Source organism: Mycobacterium sp. P2_H7 (assembly GCF_056403275.1).
The window spans coordinates 94,322-112,422 of sequence record NZ_JBFUFU010000012.1 but is presented as its reverse complement, the minus strand read 5'-3'; the positions used below and the strand labels follow the sequence as shown (position 1 = coordinate 112,422).

At 68.1% G+C, this 18,101-nt stretch carries 19 protein-coding genes and 1 pseudogene; 9 read left to right on the top strand and 11 right to left on the bottom strand.

All coding sequences use genetic code 11. From position 1 onward, the window contains the following. The first annotated feature begins 19 nt into the window (after positions 1-19). Together AC1DY7_RS19650 and AC1DY7_RS19645 are read left to right on the top strand one after the other, a co-directional pair. Entirely contained in the window at positions 20-970 is a 951-nt protein-coding gene (locus AC1DY7_RS19650; protein WP_477495376.1) for a LysR family transcriptional regulator, read from the top strand. A 23-nt stretch (positions 971-993) separates the two neighbouring features. Continuing rightward, a complete protein-coding gene (locus AC1DY7_RS19645; RefSeq protein ID WP_477495375.1) occupies positions 994-1,320 on the top strand; it encodes a hypothetical protein in 327 nt (108 codons plus the stop codon). 3 nt (positions 1,321-1,323) lie between these two features. On the opposite strand, the gene AC1DY7_RS19640 is transcribed toward AC1DY7_RS19645, so the two are convergent. Next, entirely contained in the window at positions 1,324-2,112 is a 789-nt protein-coding gene (locus AC1DY7_RS19640) for a spirocyclase AveC family protein (RefSeq protein WP_477495374.1), read from the bottom strand. A 173-nt stretch (positions 2,113-2,285) separates the two neighbouring features. Here AC1DY7_RS19640 and AC1DY7_RS19635 point away from each other — a divergent pair, with 173 nt between their 5' ends. Next, positions 2,286-2,918, top strand: coding sequence for a TetR/AcrR family transcriptional regulator (locus AC1DY7_RS19635; protein WP_477495554.1), 633 nt, complete (start codon positions 2,286-2,288; stop codon positions 2,916-2,918). A 9-nt stretch (positions 2,919-2,927) separates the two neighbouring features. On the opposite strand, the gene AC1DY7_RS19630 is transcribed toward AC1DY7_RS19635, so the two are convergent. Further along, complete coding sequence (locus tag AC1DY7_RS19630) at positions 2,928-3,902, bottom strand: LLM class flavin-dependent oxidoreductase (RefSeq protein WP_477495373.1); 975 nt, start codon at positions 3,900-3,902, stop codon at positions 2,928-2,930. Between the two features lie 129 nt (positions 3,903-4,031). On the opposite strand from AC1DY7_RS19630, the gene AC1DY7_RS19625 reads away from it, so the two are divergent. From AC1DY7_RS19625 to AC1DY7_RS19615, 3 genes and pseudogenes are all read left to right on the top strand, one after another. After that, entirely contained in the window at positions 4,032-4,157 is a 126-nt protein-coding gene (locus tag AC1DY7_RS19625; RefSeq protein ID WP_477495562.1) for a hypothetical protein, read from the top strand. After that, a pseudogene (locus AC1DY7_RS19620) lies at positions 4,154-4,717 on the top strand (dihydrodipicolinate reductase); the annotation flags it as partial. The gene AC1DY7_RS19625 and the pseudogene AC1DY7_RS19620, both read left to right, overlap by 4 nt. A 69-nt stretch (positions 4,718-4,786) precedes the next feature. After that, positions 4,787-5,242, top strand: a complete 456-nt coding sequence (locus tag AC1DY7_RS19615) for an RDD family protein (protein WP_477495372.1) — start codon at positions 4,787-4,789, stop codon at positions 5,240-5,242. Between the two features lie 4 nt (positions 5,243-5,246). On the opposite strand, the gene AC1DY7_RS19610 is transcribed toward AC1DY7_RS19615, so the two are convergent. Beyond that, a complete protein-coding gene (locus tag AC1DY7_RS19610; protein WP_477495371.1) occupies positions 5,247-6,644 on the bottom strand; it encodes a GntP family permease in 1,398 nt (465 codons plus the stop codon). Beyond that, entirely contained in the window at positions 6,641-7,144 is a 504-nt protein-coding gene (locus AC1DY7_RS19605; protein ID WP_477495553.1) for a gluconokinase, read from the bottom strand. The genes AC1DY7_RS19610 and AC1DY7_RS19605 overlap by 4 nt, the downstream gene beginning before the upstream one ends. 135 nt (positions 7,145-7,279) lie before the next feature. On the opposite strand from AC1DY7_RS19605, the gene AC1DY7_RS19600 reads away from it, so the two are divergent. Next, entirely contained in the window at positions 7,280-7,984 is a 705-nt protein-coding gene (locus AC1DY7_RS19600; protein ID WP_477495370.1) for a FadR/GntR family transcriptional regulator, read from the top strand. 15 nt (positions 7,985-7,999) lie between these two features. Here AC1DY7_RS19600 and AC1DY7_RS19595 read toward each other — a convergent pair whose 3' ends face one another. After that, complete coding sequence (locus AC1DY7_RS19595; RefSeq protein ID WP_477495369.1) at positions 8,000-8,650, bottom strand: TetR/AcrR family transcriptional regulator; 651 nt, start codon at positions 8,648-8,650, stop codon at positions 8,000-8,002. A gap of 57 nt (positions 8,651-8,707) precedes the next feature. Between AC1DY7_RS19595 and AC1DY7_RS19590 the strand changes: the two genes are divergently transcribed. Beyond that, positions 8,708-9,598 carry an SCO6745 family protein gene (locus AC1DY7_RS19590; protein WP_477495368.1) on the top strand — a complete coding sequence of 297 codons (891 nt, stop codon included), beginning with the start codon at positions 8,708-8,710 and terminating at the stop codon, positions 9,596-9,598. Here the strand turns inward: AC1DY7_RS19590 and AC1DY7_RS19585 are convergent. From AC1DY7_RS19585 to AC1DY7_RS19570, 4 genes are all read right to left on the bottom strand, one after another. Next, on the bottom strand, positions 9,595-9,924 hold the full coding sequence (locus tag AC1DY7_RS19585) for a YnfA family protein (RefSeq protein ID WP_477495367.1): 330 nt from the start codon (positions 9,922-9,924) through the stop codon (positions 9,595-9,597). The two genes, AC1DY7_RS19590 and AC1DY7_RS19585, sit on opposite strands and share 4 nt — an antisense overlap. Positions 9,925-9,942: 18 nt before the next feature. Next, a complete protein-coding gene (locus tag AC1DY7_RS19580; RefSeq protein WP_477495366.1) occupies positions 9,943-11,925 on the bottom strand; it encodes a DUF7064 domain-containing protein in 1,983 nt (660 codons plus the stop codon). A 26-nt stretch (positions 11,926-11,951) separates the two neighbouring features. Next, positions 11,952-13,880, bottom strand: a complete 1,929-nt coding sequence (locus AC1DY7_RS19575) for a primary-amine oxidase (RefSeq protein ID WP_477495365.1) — start codon at positions 13,878-13,880, stop codon at positions 11,952-11,954. 62 nt (positions 13,881-13,942) lie between these two features. Beyond that, positions 13,943-15,454 (bottom strand): carboxylesterase/lipase family protein, encoded by a 1,512-nt coding sequence (locus AC1DY7_RS19570; protein WP_477495364.1) that lies wholly within the window; start codon positions 15,452-15,454, stop codon positions 13,943-13,945. 33 nt (positions 15,455-15,487) lie between these two features. On the opposite strand from AC1DY7_RS19570, the gene AC1DY7_RS19565 reads away from it, so the two are divergent. After that, positions 15,488-16,171: a hypothetical protein gene (locus AC1DY7_RS19565; protein WP_477495363.1), complete on the top strand. Its 684-nt coding sequence runs from the start codon at positions 15,488-15,490 to the stop codon at positions 16,169-16,171. On the opposite strand, the gene AC1DY7_RS19560 is transcribed toward AC1DY7_RS19565, so the two are convergent. Together AC1DY7_RS19560 and AC1DY7_RS19555 are read right to left on the bottom strand one after the other, a co-directional pair. Further along, positions 16,168-17,262, bottom strand: coding sequence for an LLM class flavin-dependent oxidoreductase (locus AC1DY7_RS19560; protein ID WP_477495362.1), 1,095 nt, complete (start codon positions 17,260-17,262; stop codon positions 16,168-16,170). The two genes, AC1DY7_RS19565 and AC1DY7_RS19560, sit on opposite strands and share 4 nt — an antisense overlap. Positions 17,263-17,391: 129 nt before the next feature. Continuing rightward, a complete protein-coding gene (locus tag AC1DY7_RS19555; RefSeq protein ID WP_477495361.1) occupies positions 17,392-18,096 on the bottom strand; it encodes a hypothetical protein in 705 nt (234 codons plus the stop codon). Positions 18,097-18,101 lie beyond the last annotated feature (5 nt).

The following is an 18,101-nucleotide window of genomic DNA, read 5'->3' as shown; positions in this document are numbered from 1 at the left end:
CACGACGCAGAATGGGTGCATGGACCCCCGCCGGTTGCAGCTGCTGCTGACGTTGTCCCGGCTCGGTTCCATGCGGGCGGTGGCCGATGCTCATCACCTCACCACGTCGACGGTCTCCCAGCAGCTCGCGGCACTGGCCAAGGAGACCGGGACGACGCTCATCGAGCCGGACGGCCGCCGGGTCCGTCTGACGCCCGCCGGGCGACGTCTCGCCGACCATGCCGTCATCATCCTGGCCGCCCTCGACGCCGCGCGGCTGGATCTGGATCCGGCCGCCGACCCGGCCGGAACTCTGCGGGTGGGCGGCTTCGCGACCGGTATCCGGGTCTCGCTGTTGCCGATCGTGCCCGACCTCACCGCACGCCACCCGGGTATCGACATCGTGGTCAGCGAGTACGAGCCTGTCGAGGCTTTCCGGTTGCTCGCCGACGATGATCTGGACCTCGCCCTGACCTACGACTACAACCTGGCACCCGCATCGCTGAGCCCCGTCCTGGAGGCGGTCCCGCTGTGGAGCATCCCGTGGGGGCTCGGCGTCCCGCAGCATTCGGGATCGGGGACGGCCGCACCGACGTCCATTGCCGCGTATGCCGACCGTCCGTGGATCGTCAACTCGCGCAACACCGCCGACGAGGTGGCACTGCGGACGCTGGCGGCGCTCGCGGGTTTCACGCCGCGCATCGCGCACCAGATCGACAGTCTGGATCTGGTCGAGGATCTCATCACCGGCGGCTACGGCGTCGGCCTGCTCCCGGTCGGACGGCCGACAGCGGCCGGGGTGACGGTGATGGAGCTCGCCGACCCCAGGATAGTGCTGACCACCTACGCGGTGACGAGGCGCGGGCGCGCCGACTGGCCGCCACTGCGTGCGGTGCTGGACCGGCTCCGGCCTGCGCCTGGTCCGCTGCCGACTCCCCCGTGGCCGCGGCCGGCTCCGGAGTCGGCCGGGACGAGCGTGGTGTCGGGCTGAGTTTCCAGCGTATTCTCAGGTAGGTGCGCACCTTGTCCCGTTTGATCGCCGCGACCGCCCTCGCCGGGGCAGTGGGTGGGACGCTGTTGCTCCCCGCCGCGATGCATGAGCCGGCGGCGGCCCTGGCCACCTGTCCCAATCAGGGAATCCTCGTCGGCAAGCAGCAGGTCGGTGCGTACACCGACAACTGCGATCTCGTCGTCACCGCTCCACCGGCCATCGGCGCCGCACCCAGCGCGGGCGCGATCATCGCCTGCCGCGGCATTCAGGGCTGCCTCTCCGACTTCGTCAACAACCCCGGCTGGGTGAAGGTGCCGCGGGTCGACACCCGTCCGCGCCAGAGTCCGTAACCGTCACCTCGGCTGGTTGGGTACCCCAGGGAACAGCTGCTCGGTGGGACCGGATGTCACGTAGCCGCCGAGTTTCGTCACCAGGTGTGGCGCGAAGACGGCCCCGTAGACGGCGTGGCCGACGATGATCACGGCGACGATCGATACCAGCGTCGACTGCACACGCGTGCGGGTGATCCGGTCCGACCACGACTCGATGGCATTGCGGCCTTCGGCGTCGGTGCGGCCGAGCAGATAGGCGAAGACCATCACCTGCACGCCCATCGCGATCGCGTCATAGATGGGGTACTGGTACTTGCTGCCTTCGAAGATGGCCAGGCCGGGAATGACGTAGCCGTAGTAGAAGATGCCCAGTCGGGGCCCGAAGAATGCGTTGAACAGCAGCGCCCAGACAAAACCGACGGCGAGGCCGACGGACAGCAGGGCGTACGGCCTGCGCCAACCGAAGCGGGTCGCGGCCCGTCGGCCGAGCGCTGCACCGATCACGCCGGGCAGCACGAAATATGCGATATAGCCCAGCGGAACCGAGGAGGGCAGTCCGCCGCCGTAGGTCATGTTCATGGGCCACCACGAGGGCATCCGCGGAAGTGCGGGCGGGAACTGCGCGTACATCGTCCAGTCGTACGGCGCTTCGATCCAGGAGAACGAAATGGCCGAGATCGAGACCAGGAGCAGAGGGTGCAGCCGGCCGCGGCGGATGCTCAGATAGACGCCCACCGCGAGGAATACGACACCGCCCACATACGCGAAGGTGAGTCCGACGATAAGTGCCGGTGTCAGTCCGGTGTTCACTTGCCACGCGCCTCGGGATCGAAGTACGTCACCAGTCCGAAGATCAGGATGATCAGCCCGAACAGGGTTCCGAGCATGATGAGTTGACCCACGACCACGTCCCTTCCATACTTGACGATCGTTTAATAGTGGACACTATTAAACCCGCTCGGGTCAAGGGCCCGCTATCGTGAATTCCTGTGTCCCAACGAGGTTCGTCTCGCAGGCCTCCCGGTGAGCCCCGGCGCCTGCTGCTCGACGCGGCCCGCGACCTGTTCGGACGCCGTGACTATCGCAGCACCACCACCCGGGAGATCGCCGGCGCGGCCGGCGTCAGCGAATACCTGCTGTTTCGCCATTTCGGTTCCAAGGCAGGACTTTTCCGGGAGGCGCTGGTGGTGCCCTTCCTCAGTTTTCTCGATGAGTTCGGCACCACCTGGAAAGCCGTCGACCCCGACCGGACCGACGAGGAAGAGTTGGCGCGGCAGTTCGTCGGCCGCCTCTATGACGTCCTCGTCGACCATCGGGGCCTGCTGCTGACCCTGGTGGCCGCCGAGGGCCTGGGCGAGGACGACATCGAGGCCGCCGGCATCGCCGACATCCGGCGGGCGCTGGCCATGTTGGGCCGGATCAGCGCGGAGGGGATGCAACTTCGCGGCCTGCAGTCCAGTCAGCCCGATCTGCCTGCCCACTCGGCGGTGGCCATGGTGGTCGGCATGGTGGCACTGCGCTCCACCTTCGCGGGCGATCGGCAACCGTCGCGGGAGGTCATCGTCGACGAACTCGTCCAGGCGACCCTGCACGGCTTCCTGCACCGCCCCGACTGACTGCCGCCGTCACCGGGCGGCGGCGGGCAGCACGTCCTCCCCGACCCGCTTGAGGTAAGGCCACGCCGTCTCCGGTGGCAGCCCGCCACACAGCGGCGACAGATTCAGAAGGCCACCGCCGCGGACCGTTTCGACGGCGTCGGCGACGCTGATGATCCGGTGCGAGGTGAAGTCGTGGCGCAGCCGGTCGACATCGGCGGCGTCCGAGATGCCCGCCGAGGACGTGTTCCCCGGATTCCACCGGGCGTACATCCGCGCGTCGTGCAAGAGGTGCTGCCCGATCTCGTCCCACGCGGCGTCGATGTCCTCGGCGACAAAGGTGACCGTCGGGGTGTCCGGCTGTGGGAGCAGCGTGCCGACCGGCTGGTGCCCGTGCTTCCGGCAGGCCTCGTCGTAGGCCTCTTGCATACCGGCGACACTGCCGTTGGCGAGTAACCCCAGCCCGTATCTCCCCGCCCTGCGGGCCGCTGCGAGGCTGGCCCCGCCCCACATGAGGACCGGGCCGCCGGGTGTCCGCGGGGGCGGGGACACCACGATGTGTCTGCCGTGGTGGCTCATGGGGCGACCCGTGAGCAGTTGTCGAAGGAGTCCCACCTTGTCGTCGGCGAGGCGTCCGCGCTGGGCGGCGTCAAGACCGAAGTGCTCGAATTCCTCTGGGCGGTAACCGAGCCCGAGAACATAGGTGGCCCGGCCCCGGCTGATGACGTCGAGGAGCGCCATGTCCTCGGCCAGCCGGACGGGGTCGTGAAATGCCACGATGACGACCAGGCTCAACGCCAGCCGCTCGGTGCGGGCAGCGATGGCCGCGCCGAGAATCAGCGGCGCGGGCAGATACCCGTCCTCGGAACCATGGTGTTCGCACAACACCGCCGCGACACCGCCGTGCCGTTCGGCCCACGCCGACATGTCGATTGCTGCCGCATACAGGTCCGTGGCCGGAGCGCCGAAAGCCGGCGCCCGCATGTCGAATCGCAGGGTGAACATCGATTAACACATTAACCTAAGTTTTGTTTCATTTGACGAACTTCGGAGCAGGCCGACGGGTAGCTTGTCCCAAGTGCCGCATTCGCTTCGATGGTGCGGAGCAAACGTTAGGTGTACTCGGGAGGGTCGATGTCAGCACAGCGATACCGCGTCGTGGTCTGGGCGACGGGTGGGATCGGTTCGATCGCCATCCGGGCCATCACGGCGCGCCCGAACCTGGATCTCGTGGGCGTCTGGGTGCACTCCCCCGACTGAGTGACGCCATGGGATTCGGACGGCCGCTGGACTACCAACCGTGGATCGGCTTCCCCGGGGCCATCGCCGGTGAATGGCAGGGGCAGATCCGGATGATCGGCGACGCACTCGGGGTCGAGATCGACGAGGTGCGTGAGTCGCTCGAGCGCGCGGTGACCGACCGGACCCTGGAGGTCGCCATGGGCACCGTGGACGCCGGCACCTGCGGTGCGTTGCGGATGCAGGCCATCGGGGTCGTCGACGGCCGCGAGGCCATCGTGATCGAACACGTCACCCGCTTGGCTCCCGACGTCGCGCCCGACTGGCCGACGCTGCCGGGCGCGCTGGGCTACCGGGTGGTCATCACCGGTCAGCCGGACATCGACTGCACACTGTCGGCCACGGTGCGCGACCGCAAGAAGGCGGGTATCGAGAACATGACGTCGGGTGCCGGCGCGATGGTGGCCACCGCGATGCGGGTGCTGAACGCCGTGCCGTATGTCGTCGCGGCCGAACCCGGTCTGGTCAGCTCGGTCGACCTACCGCTGACGATCCCCAAACACGCCTTCGCCACCCGGTAACCGTGCCGTTCGGATCGGTTCGCGTATAACCACTTGTCCTGCCACGTTGCGCCGGTAGGTTCTGCTGCCATGACACAAGGCGGCAGCGAACCATTCCCCACCACGACCGAACCCGGCGCGCTCGGCACCCGCTTCTTCGCACGGCTGATCGACGGCGTCCTGATCGGCATCGTATTCTTCGTGGCCGGCTTCGTCCTCGACATCCTGGGCAACTACTGGGTGACCGGCCTGTTCTCCGGCCTGCTGGTATTCGTCTACTTCACGGCTTTCGAAGGGACCCAAGGGTGGACGCCGGGCAAGAAGCTGCTGGGGCTGCATGTGCGCGGGCCCAACGGTGCGGCCAAACCGGACCTTCAGCAAGCCGCGATCCGCAACTCCTTCACCCTGCTCGCCGTGGTGCCGTTCGTCGGTGGCTTACTCGCGTTCATCGCCTACATCGTGATCGCGGTGACCATCAACGGCAGCCCCACCAAGCAGGGCAAGCATGACGAATTGGCTGGGGGCACACAGGTTCTGAAGGGCTGACCGCCTACACGAAGATATCCAGGATCAGCACCACGGCCAGACCGCTGACCGAAAGCACCGTCTCCATGATCGACCAGGTCTTGATGGTCTGACCGACGCTGAGCCGGAAGTACTGGTTCACCAACCAGAATCCGGCGTCGTTGACGTGGGAGAAGAACAGCGAGCCGGCGCCCACCGCCAGCACCACCAGGGACACCTGGCCGGTGCTCATGCCCTCGACGAGGCCGAGGATCAACGACGATGCGGTGATGGTCGCCACCGTGGCGGACCCGGTGGCAAGCCGGATCAGCACCGCGAGCACCCAGGCCAGCACCAGCACCGAGATGTGCACGCCCTCGGCCCACCGGGCCAACATGGTGCCGATACCGCTGTCCACCAGGACCTGCTTGAAACCGCCACCCGCCGCGACGATCAGGATGATCCCGGCCACCGGGGGCAGACTCGACTCGAGGCATTTGGTGATCGCGTCACGGGTCATCCCCCCGCCCTTACCGAGGGTGAACATGCCGACCACGACGGCGAGCAACAGCGCGATCAGCGGGGTACCCAGGGCGTCGAGAATCTGCCGCAGCCATTGCTTTTCGTTGTCGATGAAGATGTCGGCAAGTGCCTTGCCGAGCATCAGCGCGACCGGCAGCAGCACCGAGAACAGCGTGATACCGAAGGACGGATGCTTCTGCCCGGTGCGTGCGGCCTCCGGGTCGGCGTCGAAGGTGTCGGGCGCGTCCACGACCACCCACTTGCCGGCCAGCTTGCCGAACAACGGTCCCGCCACGACGATCGTCGGGATCGCCACCAGCACACCGAGACCCAGCGTGACACCGAGATCGGCGTTGAGCAGGCCGACGGCCGTCAGCGGACCGGGATGGGGCGGCACGAAACCGTGCATGGCGGACAGGCCCGCCAGCGCCGGGATGCCGATGGTGATCAGGGACTGCTGCGAACGGCGTGACACCAGGTAGATGACAGGCATGAGCAGCACGAGACCGATCTCGAAGAACATCGGCAGGCCGATGATGGCGCCCACCAGCGCCATGGCCCACGGCAGCATGCGCGGTGAGGCCGCGCCGACGATGGTGTCCACGATCTCGTCGGCACCGCCGGAGTCGGCGAGCAGTTTGGCGAACATCGCACCGAGCGCGATGAGGATGCCGACGCTGGCCGCCGTCGACCCGAACCCGTCGGTGAAGGATTTCAGGACCTTGGTGAGGTTCTCCCCCGCGACCAATCCCACCGTCAGCCCGCCGAAGATGAGGGCCAGGAACGGGTGCAGTTTGACCAGCGTGATCAGGACGACGATGACGGCGATGCCGACGAGGAACGCCAAGATCAACTGCGTCGCGGATGCCACGGGCTCGACGAGCTTGGGCGCGTCGGCCAACAAGGTGACTGCGGCGTTCATCGGGGCTCTCCTCCGGTGAGTGAGATGTAGGTGTCGACGATGGAATCGATGCTGCGGCCGACGTCGATGGCGACGCCCGCCTCGTCTGCCTCGAGCGGCTCGAGGGTGTCGAATTGGGATGCCAGCAGCGAGGCCGGCATGAAATGTCCGGGCCTGCTGGCCTGGCGGGCGCCGATGACCTCAGGGGTGCCGGACAGGTGCAGGAACAGGGTTCCGGTGCAGTGCTCGCGCAGCTGATCGCGGTAGCGGCGTTTGAGTGCCGAGCAGCTCATGACGCCGCCGTCGCCGCAGTGCTCGCCCAGCCACTGGCCGATGGCCTCCAGCCAGGGGCGGCGGTCGTCGTCGTCGAGCGGATGGCCCGCCTTCATCTTCTCGATGTTGGCGGGCGGGTGGAAGTCGTCCGCGTCGGCGAACGGGACGCGCAGACGTTGTGCCAGCGCCGCGCCGACGGTCGACTTCCCGGATCCGGAAACGCCCATCACGACGATGGGTGATGTCAGCCCGCTGACCATGTGCACCTGCCCTCTACTGTGTTTGACCTCACACAGAATGACGCAAAAGTCTGACGATTGCAAGAACATCACGAATAGATCTGTTTTAAACGGGCACAACAAAGTTATGACACGATGTATCCCGTGGGACCTTCGTCAAACGTCAGCGCGCTGCACGACAACGTGCTGACCGGTCTGGGTGCCGCCGTGGTGTCCGGGAAGTACCCACCGGGCGGTGTGATCACACTCGAAGGGGTCAGCGCCGAACACGGCGTGTCCCGCAGCGTCGCGCGCGAGGCGATCCGCGTACTCGAGTCGATGGGCATGGTCGCGTCACGGCGCCGCGTCGGCATCACCATCCAGCCTGCCGTCAATTGGAATGTGTTCGATCCCAGGCTGATTCGTTGGCGGCTGGAATCAGGTGACCGGGCCGCGCAACTGGTCTCGCTCTCCGAGTTGCGCCGCGGGTTCGAACCCGCCGCTGCGGCACTGGCCGCGCGGCGGGCGAATCCGCACCAGTGCCGGATCATGGCCGCCGCGGTCTCGGACATGGTGGTGCACGGCCGATCCGGTGACCTCGTGTCATACCTGCAGGCGGACAAGATCTTTCATCAGACGCTGCTGGAAGCCAGTGGCAACGAGATGTTCCGGGCACTCAACGGCGTGGTCGGCGAGGTGCTGACCGGCCGGACCCATCACGGGATGATGCCCGAGGTACCCAACCCCGCGGCCATCGACTTGCACGACGAGGTGGCCCGCGCCGTGCGGTTACGCGATGAGGCCGGCGCCGAACGGGCGATGCGGGCGATCATCGACGAGGCCGCCCATGCCGTGGCCGAGGACGCCTGACGCCGGGCGCACCGCTCACATTTGGGGCGGCTGACCGTCGGTGCCCTGTTTGAGTTGACCGTGCCGGATGAGTGCGGTGGTGGCCTGGTCCCACCGCAGCGTCTGCTCCCGGCTGTAGAGGGGTCCCGGGATGTGACGTTCGATCTGCTTGCGCAACACGCTCGCCGCCATGCGCACCAGGACCGGGTTCAGCACGGACCACACCGGATCGAGATCGGGCTGGGTCAGGCCACGGGCAAGGAACGTCTCGCCTTGAGTGGCGCTGATCCGCACCAGGCCGTCGAAGACCGCAGCGCCCGTCGCCCCGCCTTCTGGGAGCACCCGGGCGAGGTAGTCGATTACCTCCGGATGCTCGATGAACAGCCGTGCCGTGCCGCCCTGGAAGATGCTCGGCTCTTCCCCGGACGCGGGAGGCGATGGCCGGTCGACGAGCGTCCGGCCACACACCGCGAGTACGTGTTCGTCGACCGCCGCGATCAATTCGGCCTTGCTGCCGAAGTAGTGCTGGATGAGACCGACGCTGACATCGGCCGCGTCGGCGATGGTCCGCAGCGAGGTCCCCGACACGCCGTGCTCGGCGAAGCAGACCATCGCGACATCGCGTATCCGCTGCTGGTTGGTGGTGTCGGCCGCCGCGCAACGATGTGTTCCCGCCGCGTCCGCCATGGCCGAAACCTTACCGGGGCACAGAACCCGGGCAGCCGAGAATGCTTGACTGTCGGGGTGAGCAGACCGACTTCTGTTGCCCGACGGTTGTTCGACCGGCTGGAGCCCGTACACGCCGTCACCTACTTCGCCCCGGAATCGCGTGCCGCGCTCGCCGACCTGGGTTACCGCGGATTCTGGACGGGCTACTTCGCCGCCCGTTCGGCACCGCTCGGGCAGGTACCGCCGGAGGTGGTCACCGCGCTGTTCTACAACTTCTCCCCGCGGCAGGTGCACAAGGCGTTGCCGGCGGCGTGGGAGATCGCCACTCCGGCCTCGGTGGTGACGGCCCGGCAGGGCGCGGCGGTCGCGGCCTTGCGCCGCTACGGGATCACCGACGACGAGACGGTGCGCTCCGCGGCGGAGCTGGCAGAAGTCGCCGCGCGCTCGGCCCCGTTGCACGGTCGCGCCCTGTTCGCCGCCAATGCCGCGCTGCCGTGGCCGGATGAGCCGGTGGCCAAGCTCTGGCACGCCACCACCCTGCTGCGCGAGCAGCGCGGCGACGGGCATGTCGCGGTGCTGGCCGCGCGCGGGATCAGCGGCCGCGCGTGCAACGTGCTGCATGCCGTGGCCGGCCGGGTGCCCCGCGAGATGATCGCTCCCAGCCGTGACTACGACGAGCAGGCCTGGCAGGAGCAGCTGGACGAACTCACCACGCGCGGACTCGTCGACGCGGGCGGATCGCTGACGGCCGACGGCGCGGCCCTCAAGGCGCAGATCGAGGAGGACACCGACCGGCTGGCGTCGGGTGCCTTCGACGCGCTCGACGACCGGCAGTTGGCCGCGCTGTTCGCCGCGCTGACCCCACTCACCCGGCTGGTGGTCGCGGGTGGCGACATCCCGGCCGCCACCCCGATGGGGCTCAATCGCGACGAGCTGGACGACGACTCTCTTCAGGGCACTCGCTAACGAGGGCCGTACATGATGAGACCGACGCCGGCCAGGCACACCAGCGCCCCGGCCAGGTCCCAGCGGTCGGGCCGGAACCCGTCGGCCACCATGGCCCACACCAACGAGCCCACGACGAACACGCCGCCGTAGGCGGCCAGCACGCGGCCGAAATGTGCGTCGGGCTGGAATGCGGCGACGAATCCGTATGCGCCCAAGGCGATCACGCCGACACCGGCCAGCCACCAGCCGCGGTGTTCACGCACGCCCTGCCACACCAGCCAGGCGCCGCCGATCTCGAGCACCGCCGCGAGCACGAACAGGGCCATCGATTTCAGCGCGAGCATGCCACCAGCTTGCCCTCCTCAGAGGTTGCGGTTCCATTCCACCCAGCCGGTGCCGCGGCGGCCGTCGTCTGCGGTCACGCTCACCCAGGCCCGCGGGAAGTGGCTGACCTTACCGTCCGGGGAGGTCAGGAGCACCGGTGCGTGGCCCTTCACCTCCACGCTGACCGAGACGTCGCCGGGCGCCAGCGCGATGGACGTCGATACCGGCAAGCCGTTGTCGCCGAAGGCTTTCTCTGCTGACACCGACTGCAGTTCGACGAACTCGTCACCCTTCTGCAGGTAACCGATCCCGACCGGGGGGATGCCGGGGATCCTGATGTCGACCCCGTGCAGGTGGGTGCCGTCCTCGAGGTGCAGGGCGCTCCACACCCAGTCCATGCTCCACCAGTCGCGTACCCCCCACGAGTGGTCGCGCTGCCCGGGGACCGCGGACAGGGTGTACTCATGTCCTGCCACCGTCGCCGTGCCGCTGACCGTGCACGGGATCTCGTAGCGCGGCGTGATCCGGTACTGGTACGGCGTTCCCGCGGTGGTGAACTCCAGATCCAGCGTCAGGTCCGCGGGCCGGCCGGTACCGCCATGCAGCAGGCCGGCGGGATCGTCGAAAGCCTCCCCGCGGCCCCGCACGGTGACACGGTAGGAGCGCAGCGGGTCGATCGCCGTCAGCGACAGATCGAGGGCATCGGTGCGCAGACGTCCGGGATCGGCGGGCAGCGTCACCTCGAAATCGTTGAGCGCCACCGTCGGCATACCCGGCCCGCACACCAGCGCGTTCACCCAGGCCGTGCCCTGATTGGGAATCAGTCCCAGGCGCACCCAGCCGCCGATGCCCTGGGCGTCGTCCGTGAAATCGAAATACCAGCTCTCACTCCACAGCGGCTCATCGGTCGGTTGATGCGGGCCCTCGTCCTCGGCGTCGGGTGTGAGTGGCTCTGGCGCAGCAGCTTCCGGGAGCACCGCGAGTGCGTCGATGTCCAGCACGTGCTCACAGTGCCGGTGCAGCATCGTCATGAACATCGCGTCACCGCGGTCGGTCCGCTCGACCAGCATCGACGAGACGATCGCCATCATCACGCCGAAGAAACTCTGCCTGCGCACGCCGTCGCGCACCTCGCCGAGCGTCGGCGCACCGGTGCCGAGGGCACCGTGATAGGTGGCCAGCAGGTCCTCGTAGTGCTCCCGGCGCACTTCTGGCGCCAGCGCGCAGCCCAGGAAATACGCGACGTCGGTGCATGCCGGTCCCCAGGTCACGGTCTGCCAGTCCACCACCGTCAGTGGCCGGTCGGCGCCGGGCTGCCCGAACAGCATGTTGTCCAGCCGGTAGTCGCCGTGCACCAAACCCGCTGTGGCCCCGGCCTCTTGGGCCAGGTAGTCGTCGAAGGCGCCGACCAGGCGCTCGCATACCGCGCGGTGCCGCGGGTCGATCCGATCGGCGTAGCGCTCGGCGAACGCCGCGTACAGGCCGGCGATCAGCGCCTGGTTGATGGGCGCGTCACGGTTCAGCCAGGCCGCGCCGGCCAGTTCGGGGTTTCCCAGTAGCGGGCCGTGCACCAGGCCCAGTTGGTGCAGTGCCAGCGCCGCCTGTTGGGCTGTGGCCCCGCGGATCTCGTCACCGACGGTCGCGGGTGCGGCATCGCCGAGGACCAGGTCGAACGCACCGGTCTCGGCATCGTAGGCGTGGTGGAAGCACGGTGCGAACGGCGCGTGCTCCCCCGCGCTCACCCCGGGTGCGACCTCGGCGTAGAACCGCACTTCGCGTTCGTAGAGGCCCATCGCCAGCCCGGTGGTGCGGCTGCTCGGGTCGGCCGCGGCCACCTTGAGCACCACCGACGCCGGGCCGCTGTCGCCGTCGGCATAACGCAGCGCCACCCGGTAGCACTCGCTCATCTGGCCGGTGCCGATGCGCTCGACGTCGTGTCCGGTGACCCGGCCCGTACCCAGCACGCCGGTGAGCCATTCGTCGGTCAGATCGTCGGGTCGTTCGATGAGTTGACTCTGCACGGGTGTGAACCTAGCAGTGGCGGCGATCACATGTGACAGGTGTCAAGTTTTTCTTCCGCGACGTCCAGCGCCGGGTTGCGGTCGAAGAAGCCGAACGGTTTCAGCCAGAACGACACGATGTCGACCGGCATCACCGGCCAGTCCTCCGGCCGGGTGATGTGGTGCAGGCCGAAGACGTACCAGAGCACCACGTCGGTGTTCAGGATCGGCCGGTCGGCCTTCGTCCATTCCCCCAGGCCGGTGTCGGATACCGACTGGTTGACGAATTCGCCTGCCGGCCAACGCTCGTCGGCGTGGTTGGGGGTGACCCACAGGGTGTGGCCGATGACGTTGGCCCGCTTCAGCACGGGCGCGGACGGATCGAACATGGCAGGCAGCGCCCCGGTGGGCACCAGCTTGTACGACGGGTGGGTGCCCAGGCCGTTGACGACGTTGGTGTTGACCACCTTCCAGCTGCGCTGGGTGCCGAAGTTGAGGTCCTGCTTGCCTTCGTTCTCGGTGCGCAGCGGGACGTTTCTGGTGACCACCGACAACCCGTGCGGGTTCTGCTCCGAGATGGGCTCGGCGTAGGACTCCGACATGTAGACGGTGTTGTCCGGCCCATCGATGTCCAGGTCCAGGCGGGCGACCAGGAAGTGCTGATGAAACGGGGCGTAGGTGCGCTCGTCGACGAGGGTGCCGTTGGGATTCGGCGCACCCGGCGGCAGCGGGGTGGTGACCATGATGCCGGTGGCCCGGACCTCGCACTCGATGTTGCCGTCCTGGTAGAGCCGCCAGTAGACCAGGTACTCGTAGTTGGCGACGGTGACATGGAAGCTCAGCGTGAGCCTGCGCATGCGGCGCACGGCGGCACCGGCGTCGTGGTCGACGTGCTTCCACAGCACCGCGTTGTCCTCCTCATGGATGCAGATGGCGTCGGCGATGGTGTACGGCTCGCCTTTGCTGTTGTGCAGCACGGCATCCAGGTACCGGATCTCCCCCAGGCAATCACACCCCAGTGCCAATGAGGTGGTCATGAAACCGAGACCCCACTCGCCGATGTCGAAGGCGGTGCGGCGGTAATGGTCCACCGAGGCGTCCCGATACGGAACCACCATCTCCGCGAACGACATCCGGTGGGCGACGGGACGCACCCGGCCGCCGTCGCGGTAGGTCACAGCATGCAGTGTCATCCCTTCGCGATAGTTGAAACCCACGCGCAGCGACCAGTTCTGCCACGTCAGCAGGTGGCCGTCCAGGCTGAACGACGGGCCCTCGGGCTGGGTGATGTGCAGCGGTTTGAGCGGATCACGTTGGGAAACAGCAGATATCCGATCGGGGATGTGCCGCGGGAGGTACTCGCCCATCACCTGCGGGGGCTGCACACCCTCGGCGAACGGGCCGCTGTCCTCGACCCTGAGGACCTCCATGGAGTTCAGGTCGATGACGCAGTGCAGCCCACTGATCAGATGCGCGTACGGATTCGCGCCCGGCGCGTCCCGGCGCCAGGTGTCCGACCAGCCCAGCCTGCGGTCGCGGAACTCCGGTGGCGCCACCGCATCCCCGAAGGTCCAGGTGTCCATGAACACGCTGTCGAGGTCGGTGATGCCGCGCCGGGCCAGCGCGGCGATCACGTCGGGGTGCGCGCGCAGCACCTGATCGCACTCGACGAATTCGTCGACGGTGAAGTTGGCCTGTACCCCCGGAATGTGCTCGAAGGATTCCACCGCCTGAGCGCTCAGTGACACCACCGCCCTGTAGGTGGCGTTGCGCGCGCGATCCAGGCAGACAGCGAGTGCCCGCCGCGGCGGGGCCTCTGCACCGCCGGCGAAGGCGCGCAACTCGTCCTTGGCCGGCTCGGCCAGTTCGATGGAGGCGAAGCGCCAGCCCGGGGCGCTCACCGCGTGGTGTGCGCCGAGGAGTGCGGCCACAGCGGTGAATTCGTCGGTATCGAGAGGATCGAGCGGGTGCGCCATAGCTCTACGCAAGCACACCGGACGGCACTGCGCAGGCCATTCCGAAGGCTGATGCGAAGCCGTCAGCCGACCGTCAGCGTGAAGCCCTCCCAGGCCTGGCGGCGCGCGGCGGCCGGGTCGTACTCCAGATGGGTGTTGCGGTCGAAGACGAGCACCGACCGCATGTCCGTGTCATACCGGGGCCAGTCCTCGCCCGGCTTCCCGGTCCGGCTGAAGCTGCCCCACCGCGTCTGCATGTCGCGGCTGACCCGGCGCGCCGATGTACCGTCGGCCGCCGCGGTGAGCAGCCCACCGAGCCGGGTGCGGTACACCCCGAAGACGGCCAACAGTTCGGTGGCGTGGGTGGCGCCCATCCCCGACCAGTGCAGGATCCGCGGCGCGTAGTCGTAGCGGTAGACGTAGGTGGGCTGGTGGCGGTGGTGGGCCTCGGCGATGTCCCAGCTGGCGGTCCCGAAGGCGAAGTCGCCACCGAGCCGGATGCACGCGGCCCGGCGCGGGTAGTCCGGGTAGGCGGCGATGACGCGGTCGCGGGTTTCGGCGCCGGTCGCCGACAACAGCATCTCGATGCTCTGCTCGGTGGTCGGGAGCAGCTGCATGAAGCGCGTGAACAGCCGGCCTTCCTCGGCGTTGCTGCCCACGATCAGCGGAATCCGGTGCGCCCGCCCGGCGCGCATGGCCGCCACCGGGTCTTCGGGCAGCAGCTCGGTGCCCGCGGTCGGCCCGACCGGGAAAGCGCCCGGCATCTCCTTGCCTGCACGGGCGATCAGGGTGTCCAGCGCGGCGAGCAGATCCGCCGGCGATGCGGACATCGCTGCCTGGGCGCCGTCGGCCCGGGAGGCCCCCAACAGGCCCGCGAACTGCTCGGCGAACATGGCGGCCTGCTCCGGGGTGCGCACCATGCCGCTGGCGGCACTCTGCGAGATCGCCTGGGCGAAAAGGCCTTCGGCTGCGGGCACGGCCATCAGGGTCGCGACGGCGTGGGCGCCCGCGCTCTCCCCGAAAATCGTCACATTGTCCGGGTCGCCGCCGAACACCGCGATGTTCTCGCGTACCCACTTCAGTGCCAGCACCAGGTCCCGCAGATAGAGGTTGTCGTCGACCGGATGCTCCGGTGTGGACAGTGCGGACAGGTCGAAACAGCCCAGCGCGCCGAGCCGGTAGTTCACCGACACGTAGACGCAGCCGCGGCGGGCCAGCGCGACCCCGTCGTAGATGGGTGTCGCCGAACTGCCCATGATGTAGCCGCCGCCGTGGATGAAGAACATCACCGGAAGGGGCCCGTCGTCCGCGGGATCCTCCGGTGCCACCACGTTCAGCGTCAGGCAGTCCTCGCTCATCGGCTGGTAACGGCCGACGCCCAGCAGGGTGTACATCTTCTGCTGGGGGGCGCAGTTGGTGAATCCGTGGCAGTACCGCACCCCGGGCCACGGTTCGGCCGGGCGGGGCGCACGGTAGCGCAGGGCGCCGACCGGGGCCTTCGCATACGGGATGGAGCGCCACCGATGTACCCCGTTGCGGGTGAATCCCTCGATCGTCCCGGTGTTGATCTTCACGCGGACGGTGTGTTCGTGCATGGCCTGACCGTAGCGAACGGCTACCCTGGCCGCATGCGGATGGCAGTGCTTCTGATGGCGTCCGCGCTGGTGGCGGGGTGTTCACAGGATATGAAGGGGGCGGCCGTCCCCGCGCCGCCACCGCTGACCGCGATCACGCCCGGAACGTCCCGGCCCGCGACCACCAATCCCCCGGCCTCGACGCCCGCGCCGACGCGCAGTCCCGCTCCCGGTGCGCCGATCGCCGAGGTGACGCGCTGGGTGGACGCCGGCAAGGCGGTGCCTGCCAAGAAATTCGGCTCCGTCAGCCGCGACGGCGCCACCACCGATGTGCACGGGGTCGCGTTCACCACCGACACCGTCAGCTGCATCAGCAGTGCCCAGTACAACGACGGCGCACTGGCGTGTCTGGTGAAGCTCACCAATCCGCCCCCGAAGCCGCCCGATGCCTACACGATGTGGAAGGGCAACTGGGTGGACTTCGACGGGACGAGCGTGAATATCGGCTCGCTGCATGGGGATCCGGGCCCGTTCGGGGACGGCAGCGGCCCCGGTCTGGCCCAGGGCGAGACGTTGACGTTCCACGACTTCGCCTGCCGCGCCGACGGTGACGCGGTGGTGTGCGTCAACCATGCGCACCAGGCGGCGGCCCGGATGCGCCCGGCCGGCGTGGACGGTTTCGGTTGCCTGGCCCCGGCGACGGCGCCACCGGACATCGGGATCAGGCTGGCCTGTTAGTCGGTGACGCCCTTGGCCTTGAGCAGGGGCAGCACGCCCTCGGCGAACCAGTATGCCTCCTCCAGGTGCGGGTACCCGGAGAGGATGAACTCGTCGAAACCGAGTGAGTAGTACTCGTAGATCAGGTTGGCGACCTCGTCGTGGCTGCCGACCAGGGCGGTGCCCGCACCGCCGCGGACCAGCCCCACCCCGGCCCACAGATTCGGGTAGATCTCCAGTCGGTCCACCCGGCCGCCGTGTAGGGCGGTCATCCGGCGCTGCCCCTCAGACTCCGATTTCTGATGCAGTGCAGTGGCTTTGGCGATCTGTTCGGCAGGAATACCGGCCAGCAATTCGTCGGCAACCGCCCAGGCCGCCGCCGAGGTGTCCCGGCTGATGGTGTGCAGCCGGATACCGAAGCGCACGGTGCGACCGCGCGCATGTCCCAGTTCGCGCACCCTGGCGATCTTGGCGGCCGCGTCCGCGGGTGGCTCGCCCCAGGTCAGGTACACGTCGACGTGCTCGGCGGCGATCGGCAGCGCGGCCGGCGACGATCCCCCGAAATAGATCTGCGGCAACGGATCCGGCGGTGCGGACACCCGGGCATCGCGGACCCGGTAGTGGTCGCCGTCGAAATCGACGGACTCCTGTCGCCAGATCGCCTTGACCAGGTGAAGGAACTCGCCGGTGCGGGCGTAACGGGCATCGTGGTCGAGCCAGTCACCGAACCGGCGCTGCTCGGTGTCGTCGCCGCCGCTGACGATGTTGAGCAGGATCCGGCCTCCGGAAAACCGTTGCAGCGTGGCGGCCTGCTGGGCGGCCAGGGTGGGCGGTACCAGACCCGGACGGAATGCCACCAGGAATTTCAGCCGCTCCGTGTCGGCAAGCAATGCCGCCGTCGTCAACCAGGCGTCCTCACACCAGGTCCCCGTCGGGGTGAGCACCCCTTCGAAGCCGAGGCGATCCGCGGCGCGGGCCACCTCGCCGAGATAGCGACGGCTGGGCTCCCGGAAGCCGGGCGGCACGTGCTGCTGGGCCGAGGCGTGGGACGAGCCGACGATGAACCGGCTGTCACCGCTGGTGGGCAGGAACCAGAAGAACTTCCCCGACACTACGAACTCCTCGCTAGACCAACGCCACGCTACGGGCGCGTGCACCACGGGCGGAAGCGTTTGGTTCGTCGCGAGGAAAACGAAAAGTCCTCGGCAACAAGGGTTGCCGAGGACTTTTGGGGTGAGGTGTCAGCCGAAGCGGGTGGTGCCGGTGACGAGCTGGCCCGTCACCTGGGTGCCGTTGATCCGCGAGATGAGGGTGTTGTTGGACAGTTTGACCGCCTGATCGGCCTGCTGCAGTTTGCGCTTGTTCCGAACCTGGGCCTGGAACTGCGCCGCGTTGAGCTGCTGGAGCTCGGCCTGCTCGAAATCGCGGCCGCTGATACCGCCGTTGAACTGCACGCCGGTCACTGAGCCGTCGGGCCGCACGATCCAGGAGGCACGCGCACCGTCGAGGGCTGCGGTGTACATCCCGGCCGGGGCCGACACCGGGGCGGCGGTGAAGTCGTAGGTGATGCCGTTCATGGTCAGCGCGCCCTTCACGTCGTTGCCGGTGAAGGTCGCGTCCAGGTTGTCACGCAGTTTCGAGGTGATGTCGATGCTGCCTGCGGCCTGGTTGCCGAAGAACCAGGCCTCGTCGTCGGTGCCGTTGCAGGCATACGCCGTGACGGAATCGCCGTCGACCGAGATGCCGATCGCCATCTTCTTACCGTCCTTCTCGGTGTCGGCCATGTAGCGGGCCGACGCGGGGAACGGGGTGGCGGTCGAGCTGGAGGGGGCGGCGGTGGCCGATGAGGACCCCGCCTCGGTGGAGGGGCCACCGGAGCAGGACACGGTGCCCAGTGCGAGCATCGCGGCGGCGCCGGCGAGGAGGGTGCGGGTGAACTTTCTCATGTGCA

Coding starts and splice junctions, on each gene's coding strand:
- AC1DY7_RS19650 (WP_477495376.1), top strand. CDS start 20: ATGGACCCCCGCCGGTTGCAGCTGCTGCTGACGTTGTCCCGGCTCGGT.
- AC1DY7_RS19630 (WP_477495373.1), bottom strand. CDS start 3,902: ATGTTCACCCTGCGATTCGACATGCGGGCGCCGGCTTTCGGCGCTCCG.
- AC1DY7_RS19625 (WP_477495562.1), top strand. CDS start 4,032: ATGTCAGCACAGCGATACCGCGTCGTGGTCTGGGCGACGGGTGGGATC.
- AC1DY7_RS19615 (WP_477495372.1), top strand. CDS start 4,787: ATGACACAAGGCGGCAGCGAACCATTCCCCACCACGACCGAACCCGGC.
- AC1DY7_RS19610 (WP_477495371.1), bottom strand. CDS start 6,644: ATGAACGCCGCAGTCACCTTGTTGGCCGACGCGCCCAAGCTCGTCGAG.
- AC1DY7_RS19595 (WP_477495369.1), bottom strand. CDS start 8,650: ATGGCGGACGCGGCGGGAACACATCGTTGCGCGGCGGCCGACACCACC.
- AC1DY7_RS19585 (WP_477495367.1), bottom strand. CDS start 9,924: ATGCTCGCGCTGAAATCGATGGCCCTGTTCGTGCTCGCGGCGGTGCTC.
- AC1DY7_RS19575 (WP_477495365.1), bottom strand. CDS start 13,880: ATGGCGCACCCGCTCGATCCTCTCGATACCGACGAATTCACCGCTGTG.
- AC1DY7_RS19570 (WP_477495364.1), bottom strand. CDS start 15,454: ATGCACGAACACACCGTCCGCGTGAAGATCAACACCGGGACGATCGAG.
- AC1DY7_RS19565 (WP_477495363.1), top strand. CDS start 15,488: ATGCGGATGGCAGTGCTTCTGATGGCGTCCGCGCTGGTGGCGGGGTGT.
- AC1DY7_RS19555 (WP_477495361.1), bottom strand. CDS start 18,096: ATGAGAAAGTTCACCCGCACCCTCCTCGCCGGCGCCGCCGCGATGCTC.